The sequence below is a fragment of the Brevibacillus fortis genome (assembly GCF_003013395.1).
Taxonomy (GTDB): Bacteria; Bacillota; Bacilli; order Brevibacillales; family Brevibacillaceae; genus Brevibacillus; species Brevibacillus fortis.
Map to the genome: position 1 here is coordinate 54,520 of NZ_PXZM01000022.1, position 16,347 is coordinate 70,866.

Annotated in this window: 16 protein-coding genes; 2 read left to right on the forward strand and 14 right to left on the reverse strand. The window is 48.3% G+C overall.

The annotated features are described in order from the left end of the window. Position 1 precedes the first annotated feature (1 nt). The 4 genes from recJ to C7R93_RS13675 form a co-directional block, all read right to left on the reverse strand. Positions 2–2,350: a single-stranded-DNA-specific exonuclease RecJ gene (gene recJ, locus C7R93_RS13660; protein ID WP_106839326.1), complete on the reverse strand. Its 2,349-nt coding sequence runs from the start codon at positions 2,348–2,350 to the stop codon at positions 2–4. 165 nt (positions 2,351–2,515) lie between these two features. Further along, positions 2,516–3,433 (reverse strand): protein translocase subunit SecF, encoded by a 918-nt coding sequence (gene secF, locus C7R93_RS13665; protein ID WP_106839327.1) that lies wholly within the window; start codon positions 3,431–3,433, stop codon positions 2,516–2,518. Further along, positions 3,423–4,661 (reverse strand): protein translocase subunit SecD, encoded by a 1,239-nt coding sequence (gene secD / locus C7R93_RS13670; protein WP_106839328.1) that lies wholly within the window; start codon positions 4,659–4,661, stop codon positions 3,423–3,425. The genes secF and secD overlap by 11 nt, the downstream gene beginning before the upstream one ends. A gap of 185 nt (positions 4,662–4,846) precedes the next feature. Next, positions 4,847–5,083, reverse strand: a complete 237-nt coding sequence (locus C7R93_RS13675; protein ID WP_106839329.1) for a post-transcriptional regulator — start codon at positions 5,081–5,083, stop codon at positions 4,847–4,849. 87 nt (positions 5,084–5,170) lie between these two features. On the opposite strand from C7R93_RS13675, the gene spoVB reads away from it, so the two are divergent. Next, complete coding sequence (gene spoVB, locus C7R93_RS13680; protein ID WP_106839330.1) at positions 5,171–6,757, forward strand: stage V sporulation protein B; 1,587 nt, start codon at positions 5,171–5,173, stop codon at positions 6,755–6,757. A gap of 3 nt (positions 6,758–6,760) precedes the next feature. Here the strand turns inward: spoVB and C7R93_RS13685 are convergent, their stop codons facing one another. Further along, positions 6,761–7,474, reverse strand: coding sequence for a DUF421 domain-containing protein (locus C7R93_RS13685; RefSeq protein ID WP_106839331.1), 714 nt, complete (start codon positions 7,472–7,474; stop codon positions 6,761–6,763). A 71-nt stretch (positions 7,475–7,545) separates the two neighbouring features. Continuing rightward, the gene (corA, locus tag C7R93_RS13690) at positions 7,546–8,523 is read right to left on the reverse strand and encodes a magnesium/cobalt transporter CorA (RefSeq protein ID WP_106839332.1); all 978 of its coding nucleotides are present in this window, start codon (positions 8,521–8,523) and stop codon (positions 7,546–7,548) included. Between the two features lie 130 nt (positions 8,524–8,653). On the opposite strand from corA, the gene C7R93_RS13695 reads away from it, so the two are divergent. Then, positions 8,654–9,070: a TIGR04086 family membrane protein gene (locus C7R93_RS13695; RefSeq protein ID WP_106839333.1), complete on the forward strand. Its 417-nt coding sequence runs from the start codon at positions 8,654–8,656 to the stop codon at positions 9,068–9,070. A 49-nt stretch (positions 9,071–9,119) separates the two neighbouring features. Here the strand turns inward: C7R93_RS13695 and yajC are convergent, their stop codons facing one another. The 8 genes from yajC to ruvC form a co-directional block, all read right to left on the reverse strand. Then, positions 9,120–9,440: a preprotein translocase subunit YajC gene (yajC, locus tag C7R93_RS13700; RefSeq protein WP_106839334.1), complete on the reverse strand. Its 321-nt coding sequence runs from the start codon at positions 9,438–9,440 to the stop codon at positions 9,120–9,122. An 18-nt stretch (positions 9,441–9,458) separates the two neighbouring features. Then, positions 9,459–10,589: a tRNA guanosine(34) transglycosylase Tgt gene (gene tgt, locus C7R93_RS13705; RefSeq protein ID WP_106839335.1), complete on the reverse strand. Its 1,131-nt coding sequence runs from the start codon at positions 10,587–10,589 to the stop codon at positions 9,459–9,461. 118 nt (positions 10,590–10,707) lie between these two features. After that, positions 10,708–11,736 carry a tRNA preQ1(34) S-adenosylmethionine ribosyltransferase-isomerase QueA gene (gene queA, locus C7R93_RS13710; protein WP_106839336.1) on the reverse strand — a complete coding sequence of 343 codons (1,029 nt, stop codon included), beginning with the start codon at positions 11,734–11,736 and terminating at the stop codon, positions 10,708–10,710. Positions 11,737–11,779: 43 nt separating this feature from the next. Beyond that, positions 11,780–13,714: a SpoIID/LytB domain-containing protein gene (locus C7R93_RS13715; protein ID WP_106839337.1), complete on the reverse strand. Its 1,935-nt coding sequence runs from the start codon at positions 13,712–13,714 to the stop codon at positions 11,780–11,782. Between the two features lie 158 nt (positions 13,715–13,872). Then, positions 13,873–14,091, reverse strand: coding sequence for a DUF2905 domain-containing protein (locus tag C7R93_RS13720; protein WP_106839338.1), 219 nt, complete (start codon positions 14,089–14,091; stop codon positions 13,873–13,875). Next, on the reverse strand, positions 14,088–15,086 hold the full coding sequence (gene ruvB, locus C7R93_RS13725; RefSeq protein ID WP_007724532.1) for a Holliday junction branch migration DNA helicase RuvB: 999 nt from the start codon (positions 15,084–15,086) through the stop codon (positions 14,088–14,090). Before ruvB ends, C7R93_RS13720 begins: the two co-directional genes overlap by 4 nt. Positions 15,087–15,090: 4 nt before the next feature. Further along, the gene (ruvA, locus tag C7R93_RS13730) at positions 15,091–15,708 is read right to left on the reverse strand and encodes a Holliday junction branch migration protein RuvA (protein ID WP_106839339.1); all 618 of its coding nucleotides are present in this window, start codon (positions 15,706–15,708) and stop codon (positions 15,091–15,093) included. Then, entirely contained in the window at positions 15,705–16,205 is a 501-nt protein-coding gene (ruvC, locus tag C7R93_RS13735) for a crossover junction endodeoxyribonuclease RuvC (protein ID WP_047072773.1), read from the reverse strand. Before ruvC ends, ruvA begins: the two co-directional genes overlap by 4 nt. Between the last annotated feature and the right edge of the window lie 142 nt (positions 16,206–16,347).

The window sequence follows — 16,347 nt, forward strand, 5'->3', positions numbered from 1 at the left end:
CCTAAACGGTGGGTGGTTCCACCAATTGATGAAGCGCTTGAATCATTGCATCAGAAGAAGAGAGCAATAAATCCGTTGCAAGCTGTGCCTCTTCCTTCCAATTCGCGTAGAGCAAAGAGCTCTCGAGCGGCCTTTTCGCAGAGTTGCCCTGGAGCGTGTACTGCTCGGCCTCTTCTACTAAAAACTCCAGCTCCATAAAGATGGCGATCATGCCGTCCAATAGATTTCTTTTCCATTGCAGCTTTTTGGCCAGTGCATCCAAGTGGATTTTTTTAACAGTTGGCACCTGTACGAAAAACTGGTACAACTGTTTAAAATGATCACGGCCCGGACAGGAAAGCCGCTCCATTCCTAAATCCGGATCACCAAACAAACAGTATATGCGCTCCGCTTGTTTGAGCAAGACTCGAACCATTTCCAATTCGGAACGACGAGTCGGCAAATCATACAAAATCACGTTGGAAGCGGTTGTGATGTTCGTCCCCTCTCGACCAACCACGAGCAAGGAATTGACCTGATCGCTTGTCGCTTTCGCTGCCAACGGCTCATAGCTTTCCTCGCGAAACAGGATGGTCGTTGAATTTGACTCCGCCATCACTTGCTGCCACTTCTCTATCTTGTCACGACTGCCTCGCCAGTCAAACACCTGTTGGTGTCCAACAGACAAATCACGAATCGTCAGCTGAGGCTTTCGATTTCCGTTCCATTCGTTTACAGACACTTCACCCAATACGTGAAAACGCGCCTTTGGCGTTACTCTCTTTGTTACATGTGCCCAGTTGAAGCCAATTGCATCCAAAGAGGTGCCCGCTTTGTTCAACGTACACTTCAAATGATTGTCATCTCGCCCAATGGTGCGCATACCTTGTGTTTCTACTTCTTCTAACAAAACGAGCGGTGTTGGATTCCCCATTCCATATGGGGCAAGCTGTTCGAGTTGCTCCGCTGCGGTCAAGCTGATCTCTTCCATGCTCATCGCAACGTCCACTTTGGTCATCGGCGTGAAGTCTTCAGTGGACAACCACTCCCCAGCTAGCTCGTTTAGTTTTTGGCGTAATAAGTCGAGATTTTCTACAGGCAAGGTCATTCCCGCTGCCATTGTATGACCGCCATAGTGCGGCAGCCATTCCTTACAAGCAGTCAGACCTTCATACATGTCAAAACCTGCAATGCTTCTTGCCGAGCCTTTTGCCGTTCCTTTTTCGGGATCGATGCCAAGCACAATCGTTGGACGGTAAAAAAGCTCAACCAATCGGGATGCTACGATTCCTACCACGCCCACGTTCCAGCCTTCTTTAGCCAGGACGAGGACATTGTTCTGGTCTGGCGGATACAGCTCATGCACCATCTGTACAGCTTCCTCAGTCATCGCTGCGACAATTTCCTGACGTTCGCGGTTTAAGTCGTCCAGCGCCTGGGCGCATTTCTCTGCTTCGTCCATATTTGACGTCGTCAGTAATTTCACAGCGGATTCAGCCGTCTCCAGCCTTCCACTTGCATTCAGACGCGGTCCAAGCGCAAAGCCTACATGTCCCGCGGACAGCTCACTATCGGCCAATCCACAAACTCGGATTAAGGCTTGCAGACCAAGGTTCCGTGTATGATTTAAGCGCTTTAATCCTGCTCGAGCAAGAATGCGATTTTCATCTACCAACGGCACCAGATCCGCTATCGTCCCCAATGCAGCTAAATCAGCTAAATGCAGTGGTGGCTCCTTCAACAAGGCATGACCCACTTTAAAGGCAACACCCACTCCTGCCAACATATCAAACGGGTACGAACAGCCGGGCTTCTTGGGGTTAATCACAGCAAATGCCTCCGGGATGATTGCCGGAGGTTCGTGATGGTCGGTTACAATGACGTCAAGACCCAACTGGTTCGCGTACGCTACCTGCTCCACTGCACTGATCCCTGTATCGACAGTGATGATCAGCTTATAACCGCTATGATGCAGATGCGCCAATGCGTCTTTATGTAACCCATACCCTTCTGTAAAACGGTTGGGAATGTAGTAGTCAAAAACAGCGCCGAGTTGGCGCAGTAGATGTACCATTAGCGATGTGGAGCTAACCCCATCGGCGTCGTAGTCGCCGTATATGCAAATCGGTTCTTGCCTTTGAATGGCTTGTTGAATGCGATGCACGCTTTGTTCCATTCCATCCAGCAAGAAAGGGTCATGAAACAATTCTGGACCAGCTTGCAAAAAATCACGAGCCTTTTGTGATGTGTCAATGCCACGTATCACCAGTAGCTTGGATACGAGCGGAGTAAGCTGGCAATCTGCGGCAATACTAGCAGCAAGCTGCTCATCATAGGTGGCCAGTTTCCAGCGTGTTTTCGCTTTCAGCATGGGCTTTCCTCCAATCCTCATTTATTATAGAGGATGGAGCAGGAAGCTGACAACTGCATAAAACATACCGTTTTATGCAAAACTCTCATGCGGCTCCAAACTGCGCCCAAAACGGAAATAGAACATAAAAAAAACCGCAGGGTTCACCTGCGGTTTCGTCCACCGTTATACTACTTCTTTTTTCTTTTTCATATTCCGTTCTTTCAGATTCACCCATATTTGGGCTGCAATAAAGATAGAGGAATACGTACCACTCACCAGACCGAACAGCAGGGCCAAGGAGAAGTTCTGAATGCTCTCGCTTCCCAAAACAGCAAGTGCAAGAGCTGTGAAGAATACAGTCGCTACCGTGTATACAGAGCGGCGCATGGTTTGCCAGAGTGACACGTTAACCAGATGCTCCAGCTCAGGAATTGTCTTGGATTTCATCGTTCTCAAGTTCTCCCGAATCCGGTCAAAAATAACGATTTTATCGTTAATCGAGTAACCCAAGATCGTCAGAAGCGCGGCGATGAAGGTAATGTCTACCTCCAACCCGAGGATGGAGAACAATGCAATCGGGATAAACACGTCATGCGCCAGCCCCACGACACACGCAATACCGAACAGCCATTGGAAGCGGATCGCGATGTAGATGGCAATTCCCACAGCAGCAATCGCAACCGCAATCCCTGCTTTTTTCACCATCTCTTGCGCAATACTCGGATCAACCGAAGAAACCTGTTTCGTGACCTGTTCACCATATTTTGCTTTGAGCGCATTTTCCACTTTCATCAGTGTATCGGATGAAATGGTTTGGTCAAAACGTGTATAGGCCTGATTTGTACCGTACGGAGTAACCTTGCTAAAATTCACATCCGGAATCTCTTTCTTGATTACTGTTTCTAAATCTGTCGGATTGAATTCTTTTCCAATGAACATATCCAAGCGAGTTCCTGCCTTAAAGTCAACGCCAAGGTGAAGCCCTTGAAATAGCGTAAACAGAAGGCCGATGATAATAATCGCAGAGGAAGCGATAAAAAACTTCCTGCGATTTTTCACGATGTCAAATCGGACTACAGTATGGTCTTTATCATAGCTCACGGATCTCACTCTCCTTTACCCCGAACCAGAACGGCTTTTTAAACATGTTGGAACGGACAACCAGCCAGAGGAGGAAGCGAGACCCAAACACGTTGGTAATGATACTTACGATAATCGTCATCGCCAATACAACCGCGAAGCCTTGTACGGAGCTCGTCCCGAAAAAGAACAGTACGCCCGTTGCAATCAGTGTCGTCACGTGAGCATCGATAATCGTAACCAAGGATCGACGTTCACCTGCACGGAAGGCAGAGAGGACTGTCTTGCCAGAACGAATTTCTTCCTGGATGCGCTCATATGTAATGATGTTAGCATCCACGGCAATCCCCACGGCCAAAATAAATCCAGCAATACCTGGCAGCGTCAGCGTTGCATTCATCCAGTCGAGTACGACCATACAAAAATAGGTAAATCCAGCCAAGGTAATGTTCGCAATCATACCTGGCATACGGTAAACAACTACCATGAAAATAAAGATCAGCGCAGCTCCGATATACCCTGCATACAAGGTCTTCTCCAGAGCCAGAGTTCCCAAGGAAGCACCTACGGACGTTACTTGCTTCTCAACCAGCTTGGCTGGCATCGCACCGGAATTCAGCAAATCTGCCAATTCCTGTGCCGTTTCCTGTGTGTAATCTCCAGAAATTTGTGCGCTGCCACCGGTAATGACCGATTGAATAATCGGATTGGTTTGCATCGTCTCATCCAAAAAGATGGCCATTGGCTTGTGCAGGTTTGCACGTGTGACTTCCTCTAGCTTCTTCGGATCAGAGAATTTCAGAGTAACGAGCGGTCGTTTCAGTTCGTCGTAACCAACTGCTGCCCCGTTTGGAGCCAAGTCACTACCTTGCAGCATAATCTTGCCATTTTCATCACGGAACGTCAGATGAGCTGGTTTTCCGATCAACTCACGAAGCTTGTCCTGATCCGCCGATTGTGATGCAATTTGTACACGAATCCGGTTTGGCAATTCCGTCGTGGTGACTGGTTCAGCCACGCCACCGATGTTAATCCGCTTTTCAATCATGTGTGCTGTTGATTTCAAAAGCTCGATATCAACTTGGTGTCCAGCCTCGAGAGGCTCTACCTCATACAGAATCTCAAACCCGCCCTGCAGGTCCAGACCGAGTGTGATGTTTCCTGCCACCTGTTTGGTCGTAGTTGCAATAAGCGTACCCAATAGCCCTACAACGACCAGAAACAGGAGGAATCTTCCCCATTTTATCATCCTAGTAATACCCCTCTTTCCTAACAGGGTCTCGTCCTAGACGAGAAACCAATATGCCCATTATAACGAAGTACAAAAAAACGTGTCAATTATTGCTGGAAAAGTCAACCATGGTAACCAACCCCTTGCGTTTTTCACGACATGTACGTATACGAAAAGGGCAGCCGGAAGTTTCTATAAAATCGCTAAGAATTTTTGTACATTTGAATCATGAGGTAATTCATATACTTGTTTGGTTTCAATGACAAAATGTCGTTGACAAGCTGGTGTATCGGTGGCATTTCTTTATAGCCGTTCGTGACGCATTCCCAAACGTCTTCAGCTGCCACATTGTCGTACCCCAAGAGAGCAAATTCCTCGGCCTTGCTTACACAAAGACTTGCGACTTGCCCATACCATTCCTGTTTTTGCGCTTGGTCCATCCCAATTTCCCCCTCAAAGTAGTCATGCCGACAGCGGCACGTCCATATTCTTTACTGAGTGAATTTATCCTTGCAAAGGAGCCTTCCATGAAACAATCCTTCTTTTACGGAACGGTCATCCTCATTATTGCTGGTGGCATTACCAAAGTGTTTGGCTTTGCTCACAGGATCGTGTTGTCGCGCATTATCGGAGCGGAAGGAATGGGGCTTTATCAGATGGTTGTGCCCCTTTTATACTTTCTGATTACTGTGACGACATTCGGACTTCCGGTTGCCATTGCGAAGCAAGTGGCAGAGACGGAAGCGGCTAATAATCCGCGACTGACTCGCCGGTTTCTGTTAGTAGCCTTGTCTGTCACAGGCGGGATTAGCCTCATCATCTGTGTCCTGCTCCTCTTGTTCTCCCAATGGATTTCCGGAATGCTATTCGCAGACCCTCGTGCACACATTGTACTGCTTGCGGCCATTCCGGTCATCCCGATTTCCGGTATTTCTCTTGTCCTGCGAGGATACTTCCAAGGCAAGCAAAACATGATCCCTACTGCGGTCTCTCAGCTTGTAGAGCAAGTCGTCCGTATGGCACTGGTCGTTGTCATGACGATGTCATTTCTTTCGGCAGGTATTGAGTACGCCACAGCAGGTGCTGTCGCCAGCATTATTTTTGGAGAAGCCGCTGGTCTCCTGTACATTCTCTGGCAGTATCGCAAAGGCAGCAAAAAAGCAGCAGCCGAGCTCCTGGATAAGCCCTTGCTCATGACGGTTTCAGCAAGCAAAAAGAGCTTGTCGCAACTCATCCATGTCGCACTCCCTGTCACGCTAAGCCGCGTCATCGGCTCCATTGCTTACGTGCTAGAGCCTATGCTCGTACCCTACGCGCTCGTCATTGCTGGTTTTACCACCTCGACGGCTACTGGTTTGTACGGACAGTTTGCCGGGATGGCCGTTCCTTTGTTGCTTTTCCCCACTTTTTTAACGTATTCCTTGTCCGTTTCTCTCGTTCCTGCCGTGGCCGAAGCGGCCTATCAAAAAAATGCCCCACTCGTGCATCGCCGCATTTATCAAGCCATGCGGATTACACTCGTCATCGGAGCACCTTGTACCGTCTTGCTCACTATTTTTGCAGAACCTTTATGTGTCCTGCTTTACGGCAATCAGTATCGGGAGGTTGGCGTGCTGCTAAAAGAGCTGGCACCGTTCTCCGTCTTCCTGTTTTTCCAAGCACCGCTTGCCGCCGCCTTGCAAGGCCTCGATTTCGCCCAGGTCGTTTTTCGAAATACGCTGATCAGTGCCATCGTCAAGACTGTCGCCATGTTTTTTTTCACCGCGCATCCAGCCTTCGGCATTCATGGCGCTGTCATTGCTCTTAATATCGGCATTACGCTTGGGACATTATTGCATTTTGCTAGCCTGATCAAAAAAATCGGGTTTACCATCGACCTTTGGGAATTCGGCAAAATCGCTGTCGCCATGCTACTTATGGGGTACTCCGGTTCCTACATTGCCAAGCACTGGTTTATGGACATATCGATTGGACAGCTACTGACTGCAAGCACCTTCATCAGCACCTTGCTTTATGTTGTCCTGCTCGTCGCCATGCGCGTCTTGGGCAAGCAAGACGTGCGTCGCATTCCGTGGATCGGCGAACAACTCGCCGTGTTCTTCCCTCGCCGCTAGCGCTTATTGCAGCGGCTTGTCTTTTTTGTCCAAATACATGATTCCACGTTCGTCAATGCTGCAAAAAGAAATCTCTCGAATGTCCTTAATTCCGTATTTCCGGATCTCTCGTTTCAGCCAAAGCTGGTTTTGTCCGATCTTGTTCAATGCCTCCGTTCTCACTTTTCCATCGAGAATCAGTGGGATAGGCAGACCTTTGTACGAGACAGGACCGACTTGCGGCCTCTTCATCAACGATAAATCTTCCCTCGTAATCTTTTCTTTTTGCTCCTTCAAAAACACACTCATCTGTCCGGTTGGCTCCAATAACGCAAATTCAACATCGGCAATGTTTTTTACGTCTTTTTGCCGCAGATGTACCATCAAATCATCCATGTTCAAGCGATTGCGCCGCATCGCCTGTTCCCTGATTTGCCCATTTTCTATAATCAAGTCGGCAGAGCCGTCCACTGTATCGCGGAATTTCTTGCTCTTCAATGACAGATAAGCAAAGGCGACCTCCAATAAGGCAATCAGCAGCATCGGCAAATAAAACCGAAGAGCAGGCTTATCAACATCCTCAATCGCCAGTGCAGCCATTTCTGCAAGCATGATCGAGATGACCACATCAAAAACGGACAGCTTTCCCAATTCCCGCTTCCCCATCAACCGCACTAAGATCAGGAGGAAAAAATACGAAAAAAGGGTGCGAAGTAACACCATTGTAAGATTATCCACTTGCGCTGCCCCCCAAAGAACAACATTTGATACTAGTGTTCAACAGGGGGCAGGGAAAGTATTAGCACCAATTACAGCCACTTTCGCTTGCGGAAAATATGAAGCATGGTAAACGTCATGGCTAGCATAATCACGAGAGCCACGATCAGCATATACGGCTCTGCTTCTTCACCCAGCCATGCGAAAGTATTCATCCCGAATAGTCCGGTGATAAATGTCAACGGAAGGATGATCGTAGAGATAATCGTAAGAACCCGCATCGTCTCCGTTGTTTTGGCGCTAATGATGGTGTAGTACGTATCCAATGCACCGTTAACAAGATCACGGAAGGTTTCGGTCGAATCCGAAATCCGCTCCAAGTGGTCTGTTAGGTCGGTGTAGAACGGAACGTTTTCCTCGGAAATGTCGAAGGAGTAACGACCGTTGACGTTTGCGAAAATTCTTTTTTGCGGCATAATCACACGCCTGATTAAAATAATCGTTCGCTTCAACGCCAGGAACTCTTCGGTAATTTCCTCCATCTGATGTTCATAAATCTCGTCCTCCAGCTCGTCAATCCGCACACTAATCCGATCAATAATAGGAAAATATTCATCGGTAATCCCGTCTACAATGGCATACAACAAATAGTCAGGACCTCTGTTCAAGTAAGAAATGTTGCGGTGACACATGGCAGCGATCCGACCGATCGTATTCATCGGTGACTTGTGGATCGTCACGATGTAGTTAGGGCCGAGAAAAACGTTCAGTTCTACCGTTGTGATCTCGTCATCGCTTTCTTCATTGTAACGCAGGGCGTGAAAAACGAAGAAATAGTAGTCATCGTACTTGTCTACCTTGGCACGTGGACTGACGTGCAAGCAGTCCTCAATTGCCAACGGGTGAAAATCAAAGATCTTGGCAATATAGGGCAGCTCATTGTTTCCCACATCATACAGATCGATCCAGAGTAGATCCTCTGGTGATTTCAGCCATTGATCCTTCGTCGCTAGATCAACGTCGTGAAACATCTTCTGTTCCGAGTGGTTATAAAAGTACGTTTTGATCAATCTTCCTCACCCCCGTCTCGTTCCCCATCCATCATACGAAAATTCCTATCAATGTTCAACGCGAAGATGAATACGTGAGCCAAGCCTCTCATATAGATGTACAAACACTTCCAATGAGGGGGTAAATACCGTGCGAAGTGCATCCACCTCTGTGCTGACAGGTCTATTGTATACGACATGTCTTGTTTTAATTGGAGCGTTGCTTGCGACCTTGCTCCTTAGCTTCACCTCGATACGGGAAGGCACGCTGCCCTATTTTACGTATGTGATCAATGCGATCGCGCTTTTGACCGGGGGATTCGTCACTGGACGTCGTTGCGGCGGCAAGGGCTGGTACTACGGCGGACTTACCGGACTCACTTACTTCCTCTTCATCCTCTTGATCGGCTTCCTCGGCTTTGACGCCCCGATGCAATGGGGGACCTTCCTGTTCTTGTTCGGCGCTTTTGGAGTGGCTGCGTTAGGTGGGATTCTCGGCGTGAATTCGGCTAATTCCAACAACAAGCATAAAGGCGGTAAACCTAAAGTTATCAAGCCTCGCCGCTAAAACAAGACAGAAAAAAGCAGGTGGATTACCCACCTGCTTTTCGCATGTATTATTTGGATTCTTCTTTTGCTTCTTCGCTTTTCGCTGGTTCACTCTTTGCAGGTTCGTTGCTGGAAGAAACTACGCTGTTGATCGCACCACGATCGAACGTAACGTTTACGTTGTGAGCAATACGCAACGTGACAGTATCATCAGACAGGTCTTGGATCGTTCCATGCACTCCACCGATTGTTACGATCTTGTCGCCTTTTTTAATAGCTGCAAGCATAGCGTTGCGTTGTTTTGCCTTCTTTTGTTGCGGACGAATCAGCAAGAAGTAAAAAATCGCAAACATGATGATAATCGGTAAAAACTGAGTCAAGCCTTCCATGAAAAAAATCCCCCTCGATTAAAAAGATCTATCTTCACCCAATCCATATTGAGCGAAAAACTGGTCGCGGAAATCTTGCAAGCGGTCTTCGGCAATCGCCTGACGCACTTGTTCCATTAACTTCACCAAGAAGTGCAGGTTATGGTAAGTAGTTAATCGAATGCCAAAGGTTTCCTCCGACTTGACCAGGTGTCGGATGTAAGCACGTGTGTAATTTTTGCAGGTGTAGCAATCGCAATTTGGATCAAGTGGGGTAAAGTCGCGCGCGTATTTTGCATTGCGGATGACCAGTCTTCCCTGGCTTGTCATGCATGTCCCATTGCGGGCAATTCTTGTCGGCAACACACAATCAAACATATCGATGCCTCGGATCGCTCCATCGATAAGAGCATCTGGTGAACCTACCCCCATCAAATAGCGGGCTTTGCTTGTCGGAAGCAGTGGAACGGTATGCTCCAGCACTTCGTACATCAAAGGAAACGGTTCTCCCACGCTCAAACCGCCGATTGCGTATCCCGGGAAATCCATGGACACGAGATCTCGTGCACTTTGTGCGCGCAAATCGTTGAACATTCCACCCTGAACGATTCCAAACAACGCTTGTTCGTTTGGACGAGTATGCGCCTTCAAGCAACGCTCTGCCCAGCGGGTTGTTCTCTCCATCGATTTTTTTACGTAATCGTACTCCGCAGGGTACGGGGCACACTCATCGAATGCCATGAAAATATCGGCACCCAACGCGTTTTGAATCTGAGTAGCCTCTTCCGGGCCAATAAACAGCTTTTCTCCGTTTAGATGGGAACGGAAGGATACTCCTTCCTCCGTAATCTTGCGGAGGTTACTAAGGCTAAATACTTGAAAACCGCCGGAATCTGTCAGAATGGCACGGTCCCAATTCATAAAGCCGTGCAATCCGCCTGCCTCACGAACAATTTCATGCCCTGGACGAAGAAACAAATGGTACGTATTACTGAGGATGATGCCCGCGCCAATAGCTTTTAACTCCTCGGGGCTCATCGTCTTTACTGTCGCTTGTGTACCGACAGGCATAAAGACAGGGGTGTCAATCGTCCCATGAGGGGTATGTAGCTTACCGAGACGTGCACCAGTTTGCTTGCATGTTTTGATTAACTCGTAGCGTACAGCCAAATCTTTTGCACTCCTCAAGCTATGTATGTAAGTCTTACCTATTATAGAAAAACTTCTGGGTGAAGTAAACCCACCTGACTAATAAGTATACACTTATACAGGTGGGTTGTTCACATTTTTATAGAATTAACATCGCATCGCCAAAACTGAAGAAGCGATACTCCTCTTCCACAGCCGTTTTATAAGCACGCATCACATTCTCTTTCCCAGCCAAGGCACTCACTAGCATCACAAGCGTAGACTTCGGCAAATGGAAATTCGTCAGGAGCCCGTCCAGGATGGAAAACGTGTAGCCCGGATAAATGAATATATCCGTCCAACCGGAGGTCGCGACCAGCTTTCCTCCATTCGCGCGCCCTACTGTCTCCAATGTGCGGCATGATGTCGTCCCGACAGCGATGACTCTTCTACCTTCGGCTTTTGCCAGGTTCACCAGCTCTACTGTTTCCTCGGGAATCTCATAGTACTCCGCGTGCATGACATGCTCTTCCACGGAATCCGCTGACACTGGTCGAAAAGTCCCAAGTCCCACATGCAGTGTCACGTAAGCCAACTGTATTCCCTTTGCAGCGATTTGCTCCAAGTACGACTTCGTGAAATGCAGTCCGGCTGTCGGAGCTGCTGCTGAGCCGCGCTCCTTCGCATAGACTGTCTGGTAACGCTCGCTGTCTTCCAATTGTGCGTGAATATACGGAGGCAAAGGCATCGAGCCTAATTGGTCGAGAATCTCATAAAAGATTCCTTCGTACAAAAAGCGAACGATCCGTCCACCCGTCTCTGTCACGTCTTCACAAACACAACGCAAAAGACCGTTGCCAAAAACCACTTCTGTCCCCGGCTTCATCCGCTTTCCGGGCTTCACCAGCGTCTCCCAGCGATCGTCACCGAGTGATTTCAACAATAGGATTTCTATTTTCGCACCAGTATCAGCCTTTTCTCCAATCAATCTGGCAGGTAATACGCGGCTGTCATTCATGACGAGTACATCCCCTGCCTGGAGGTGATCGATTAAATTGGTAAATTGCTGATGAATGATATTGCCTGTTTGTTTCTCTAACACGAGCAATCTCGATGATGTTCGGTCTTCTAAAGGGTGCTGGGCAATCAAATGCTCCGGCAAATCAAAATCAAATTGTTGCACGTCCACGAAATCGTTACTCCTTTTTGCGGTAGATCTTGTGGCAAACGACTTACTTTTCGATTGTCACATCCTGGTAGTAGTGTTGCAAGATATCTTTGTAGTCATACCCTTCTTCTGCCATCGCACGAGCTCCGTATTGCGAGACGCCAAGACCGTGCCCAAAACCAGTACCACGGAAGATGAATTGTGAACCATTAATCATTTCCACTTCAAACTTCGTACTGCGCAGAGAAGTCCCACCCTGTTGGAAAACGGAACGGAATGCATCTGGCGAGGAAACGACGATTGGCGTACCATTGGCTTCCATCGCAATGACACGTCCCGATGGCCCCCGCTCCGTCACTTTCAGGCTCGTTACGTTTCCTGAAATACGTGGAGCTTTGTTCTTGTCATGCGCAGCATTGATCATGGCTGCAATCTCTGTAGAGGTAAACGGACCGCGCGTCCATGCATACGCATTTTCTTCTTTTACTTCTGAGAGGATGGTTACCTCCGCGCCAGTAGGGAGTACAGACAACACACGATGAGTCGTTGTACTTGGACCTGAGCGCAAATTGGTATTTTCGGTCGAAATGACCGCCATTCTTTGTCCCTCTGAATTGCTCTGGCCTGTTTCGGTTACCAGATCATTTCTTACATAGCCCTGCGTTCCATCAGCTAAAGCCACGCGATACCATATGCTCGCATTCTCCATTGGATATGTGTCTTTACTCTCGACAGAACGCAAATAAGGAACCGGATTGCCCCATACTTCTGTGCCGTCTGCAGTCATACCGCCTGCATTGGAATAGAATAGCGACTCAGCTGGTTTGCCTTGGTAGTAAATGATTTTGCCTTCTGTCTCGTCGACGGCCTCACGTACATCATCAGACTCTTTTGTATAGCCATAATACGCCTGTTCGAAAACCGTATCGGACACATTGGCAACTCCATACTTATTGCCTTGCCACACAGCACGAGTTCTCGACAGGACCGCCTGCGTTTTCAATGCTTCTATCGGCCAGCCTGGAGCCATTTCAGACCCTACAACTCCATACAGATACTCTTCCATCGGAAGTTCATTTACTAGTGTCAAGTGACCATTGTATTCCGATAGCTCCATCTCGCCGCGATATGTGCGCTGCTCTCGTTCGATAACACCTATCACAGATGCATCGCCTGCTTTAATCGCTTCAACTGTCAGCTTTACTTGAGGGGAGAATACATACTTCCAAATCACTTCATCTGGTGATCCGTATACATCCTGCTTCAATATAACATAAGATTGGCTGTCTGGCTCCTGGTAGGAGAAAGAAGGGAATGCGGCACTTGCTCTTCGCTTCAATTCTTTCACGGCATCAGGACTAGCTTCGTCCCCGATCCAAACCGCATATTTGACTTTATCCCCATCTGAAACCATCACGGGATAAGCAGGAATACCTGCTGCTTCAAATGACGCTTGCCATTCTTGTGCTTCCTTTAAGCTTTTGAATTTACCCGCTTCGAGTCGAAGTGGACCTTTTACCAGCGGATTCTGCCCGATCGCTTGGGCAACCGTTTTTGCCTGATTGGCTGCAGCCTGATACGTGTCATAAGTTCCGCTTACGACCTGATAGACGGTCTGACCATTGCGCTTTGTCACCTGGATTGAGCCCTCGTATTTTCGTTGGCTCATTTGCTGTGCAATCTGCTGAGCGCGATTCCAGTCACTTGTTTCAGCAACGATCAGATGATATTCATCAACTCGGTAACGAGCTGCTTCTCCCTTTAATTCAGGTAAATCTGTCTTGCCCTCGGGTCCATTGAGTACAACTTCCATTCCGTTTTCAGCGGTTAGCGTAATGGAAGGAACGACTCCCCGATACCCTTGACCTGTATCCACAAATAGCGCAACTCTGATATTGTCGCCGGCTGCCTGCGCTGGTACTTGTCCTCCTACGAGAACTACTGTTAGTAGGCCCACTGAAAGGACTTTCCCCATCCATTTCTTTCTCATGTCGTCCATTGTCCTTTCTTCACCTGATTTTCAACAAAAATTGGCATGTCTTCCCATGTTTTTCGACAATCCCAGGCTGATCTCCTGCCTTTTTCGTAAAATGGGACCAAACACCCGCACACAAAAAAGCCACCGGAACATTGAGCTCCGATGGCCTTCACACTTGCCTATTTGAACAGCCGAAATAAATACATGCCAAGAGACAGGACGATACTAATCACAATACAAGTCACAATCGGAAAGTAGAACTTGACGTTTTCCTTTTCTACCACGATATCTCCCGGCAAACGCCCCAGCGGAAAAAATCTGCCTCCTACCTGCCACAAAAGACCGATTACGATTAAAGCAGCACCACCGATAATAAGTAGCTTGGCTACAGGATTCACGACTTCATCTCCCGACCAAAGTGCTGGTACGCACTCGGGGTAAGAACACGCCCCCGCGGCGTCCGCTGCATAAAGCCAATCTGCATGAGGTATGGCTCGCAAACATCTTCCACCGTTTGTGACTCTTCTCCGATTGTTGCTGCGATGGTATCTAGTCCAACCGGTCCACCGTCAAAGCGATCAATAATCGCTAGCAACAGTTTATGGTCGATATGATCGAGACCGCAGGTATCCACTTGCAATCTTTCCAGCGCTTCTTTGGCAATCTCTGTCGTAATGACGCCTTCGCCTTTTACTTGGGCAAAATCGCGCACCCGCTTCAGCAAACGATTTGCCACCCGGGGTGTCCCACGTGATCGTCTGGCGATCTCCTCTGCTCCGCCTTCTCGAATGACGACCTGCAAGATGTCGGCTGCCCGCGAAACGATAAAGGTCAATTCCGGGACCGTATAAAACTCCAGGCGATTTACAACCCCGAAGCGATCTCGAAGCGGCGCGGACAGCATTCCAGCTCGCGTCGTGGCCCCGACCAGTGTAAATGGCGGCAAATCCAAACGAACACTGCGAGCGCTTGGCCCTTTACCGATAATGATGTCCAGCGCAAAATCCTCCATAGCCGGATACAGAACTTCCTCTACGCTTCGGTTAAGCCTATGAATCTCGTCAATAAACAGGACGTCACCCTCTTGCAAATTCGTCAAAATCGCTGCCAAATCACCCGGACGCTCAATTGCTGGACCAGACGTCGTGCGGATATTCACACCTAGCTCATTTGCGATAATTTGCGACAGGGTCGTCTTTCCCAGACCTGGCGGACCGTACAGCAGTACGTGATCCAACGATTCTTTACGCATTTTGGCTGCTTCAATAAAAATTTTCAGGTTTTCCTTCACGTGCTGTTGACCGATGTATTCGTTTAAATAACGAGGACGGAGGCTCAGCTCCGCCGCATCTTCTTCCCAATTCATATGCGTCGTGATGATCCGAGAATCCAAAATCCTACCCCCTCATGAGCAACGCAAGCCCTTGTTTGATGAGCTTTTCTACACCATCGCCCTCTTTTGATTTCTCAGACAGCGTGTTTCTGATTTTTTGCAGTTCACCATCAGAGTAACCTAGTGCGGTCAATGCATCGAGTGCTTCGTTCAGTGCAGACACAGCTTGCTCGCCTGCTGTCAAATCACCCGCTGCAACAGTCAGAATCGCAGATGGCGTGTACCCTACCAATTTATCCTTCAAATCGAGGATAATGCGCTGGGCAGTCTTTTTCCCAATCCCCGGAAATTTCGTCAAATAGGTAACATTCTCCTGTTGAACCGCCATCACCAGCTGCTCAGGCGTCGCCGCAGCCAGAATTGCCAATCCGCCCTTTGGACCGATTCCACTTACATCAAGCAGCTTGCGGAACAAATCGCGTTCGTCACGAGTAGCGAAGCCGTACAGCAGGATGGCATCTTCCCGAACATGGTGGTGGGTAAACAATTTGGTTTTAATGCCTTCATACCGAACGAATTGATACGGGTTTGGGCAAAACAGTCGATAACCGATTCCGCCGGTTTCGATGACTATGTATTCCGAATCGAGATAACAAAGTGTGCCTTCTACAAAATCAATCATTTCTGGACCCCTTCCGAAATGGAAATGAACGCGCGAAACTGTGCGTGCGTAATAGCAATGCCCAATGCGTCCGCCACGTCGTCAGGCTTTGGTACTTCTTTTAACCGCAATAGGAGCTTCGTCATTTCCTGTATTTGTTTCTTCTCTGCTCCCCCGTAGCCAGTCACGGCTTGCTTGACCTGCATTGGGGTATATTCATATACCGGCACTCCAGCCAGCTCTGCCGCAAGCAAAATTACCCCTCGCGCTTGACCAACTGTAAAGGCCGTCGTCACGTTTTTATTGAAGAAAAGCTTTTCGACGGACATTTCATCGGGACGATATGTTTCCAGAAGACTCTGCATCGCCTCAAAAATTTGTTTCAATCTAAGCGGCACTGGCAATCCTGCTTCTGTCTGAATGCTTCCATATTGGACGGGACGCAATTGGCTGCCCTCTTTATCCACAACCCCGAAGCCAACAATCGCAATGCCAGGGTCAATTCCTAAAATGCGCATAGTCCACTCTCCGTGAGCAAAGATTCTACTCTCTACTGTAACACAAAGCACCTAAAAAGCGAACGTGTATTTCCATTTGAAATCCAAGTTCAATAAGTCGACTTTTTGAACTACCTAATAAAAAACCCGCTCCCTATAAAAG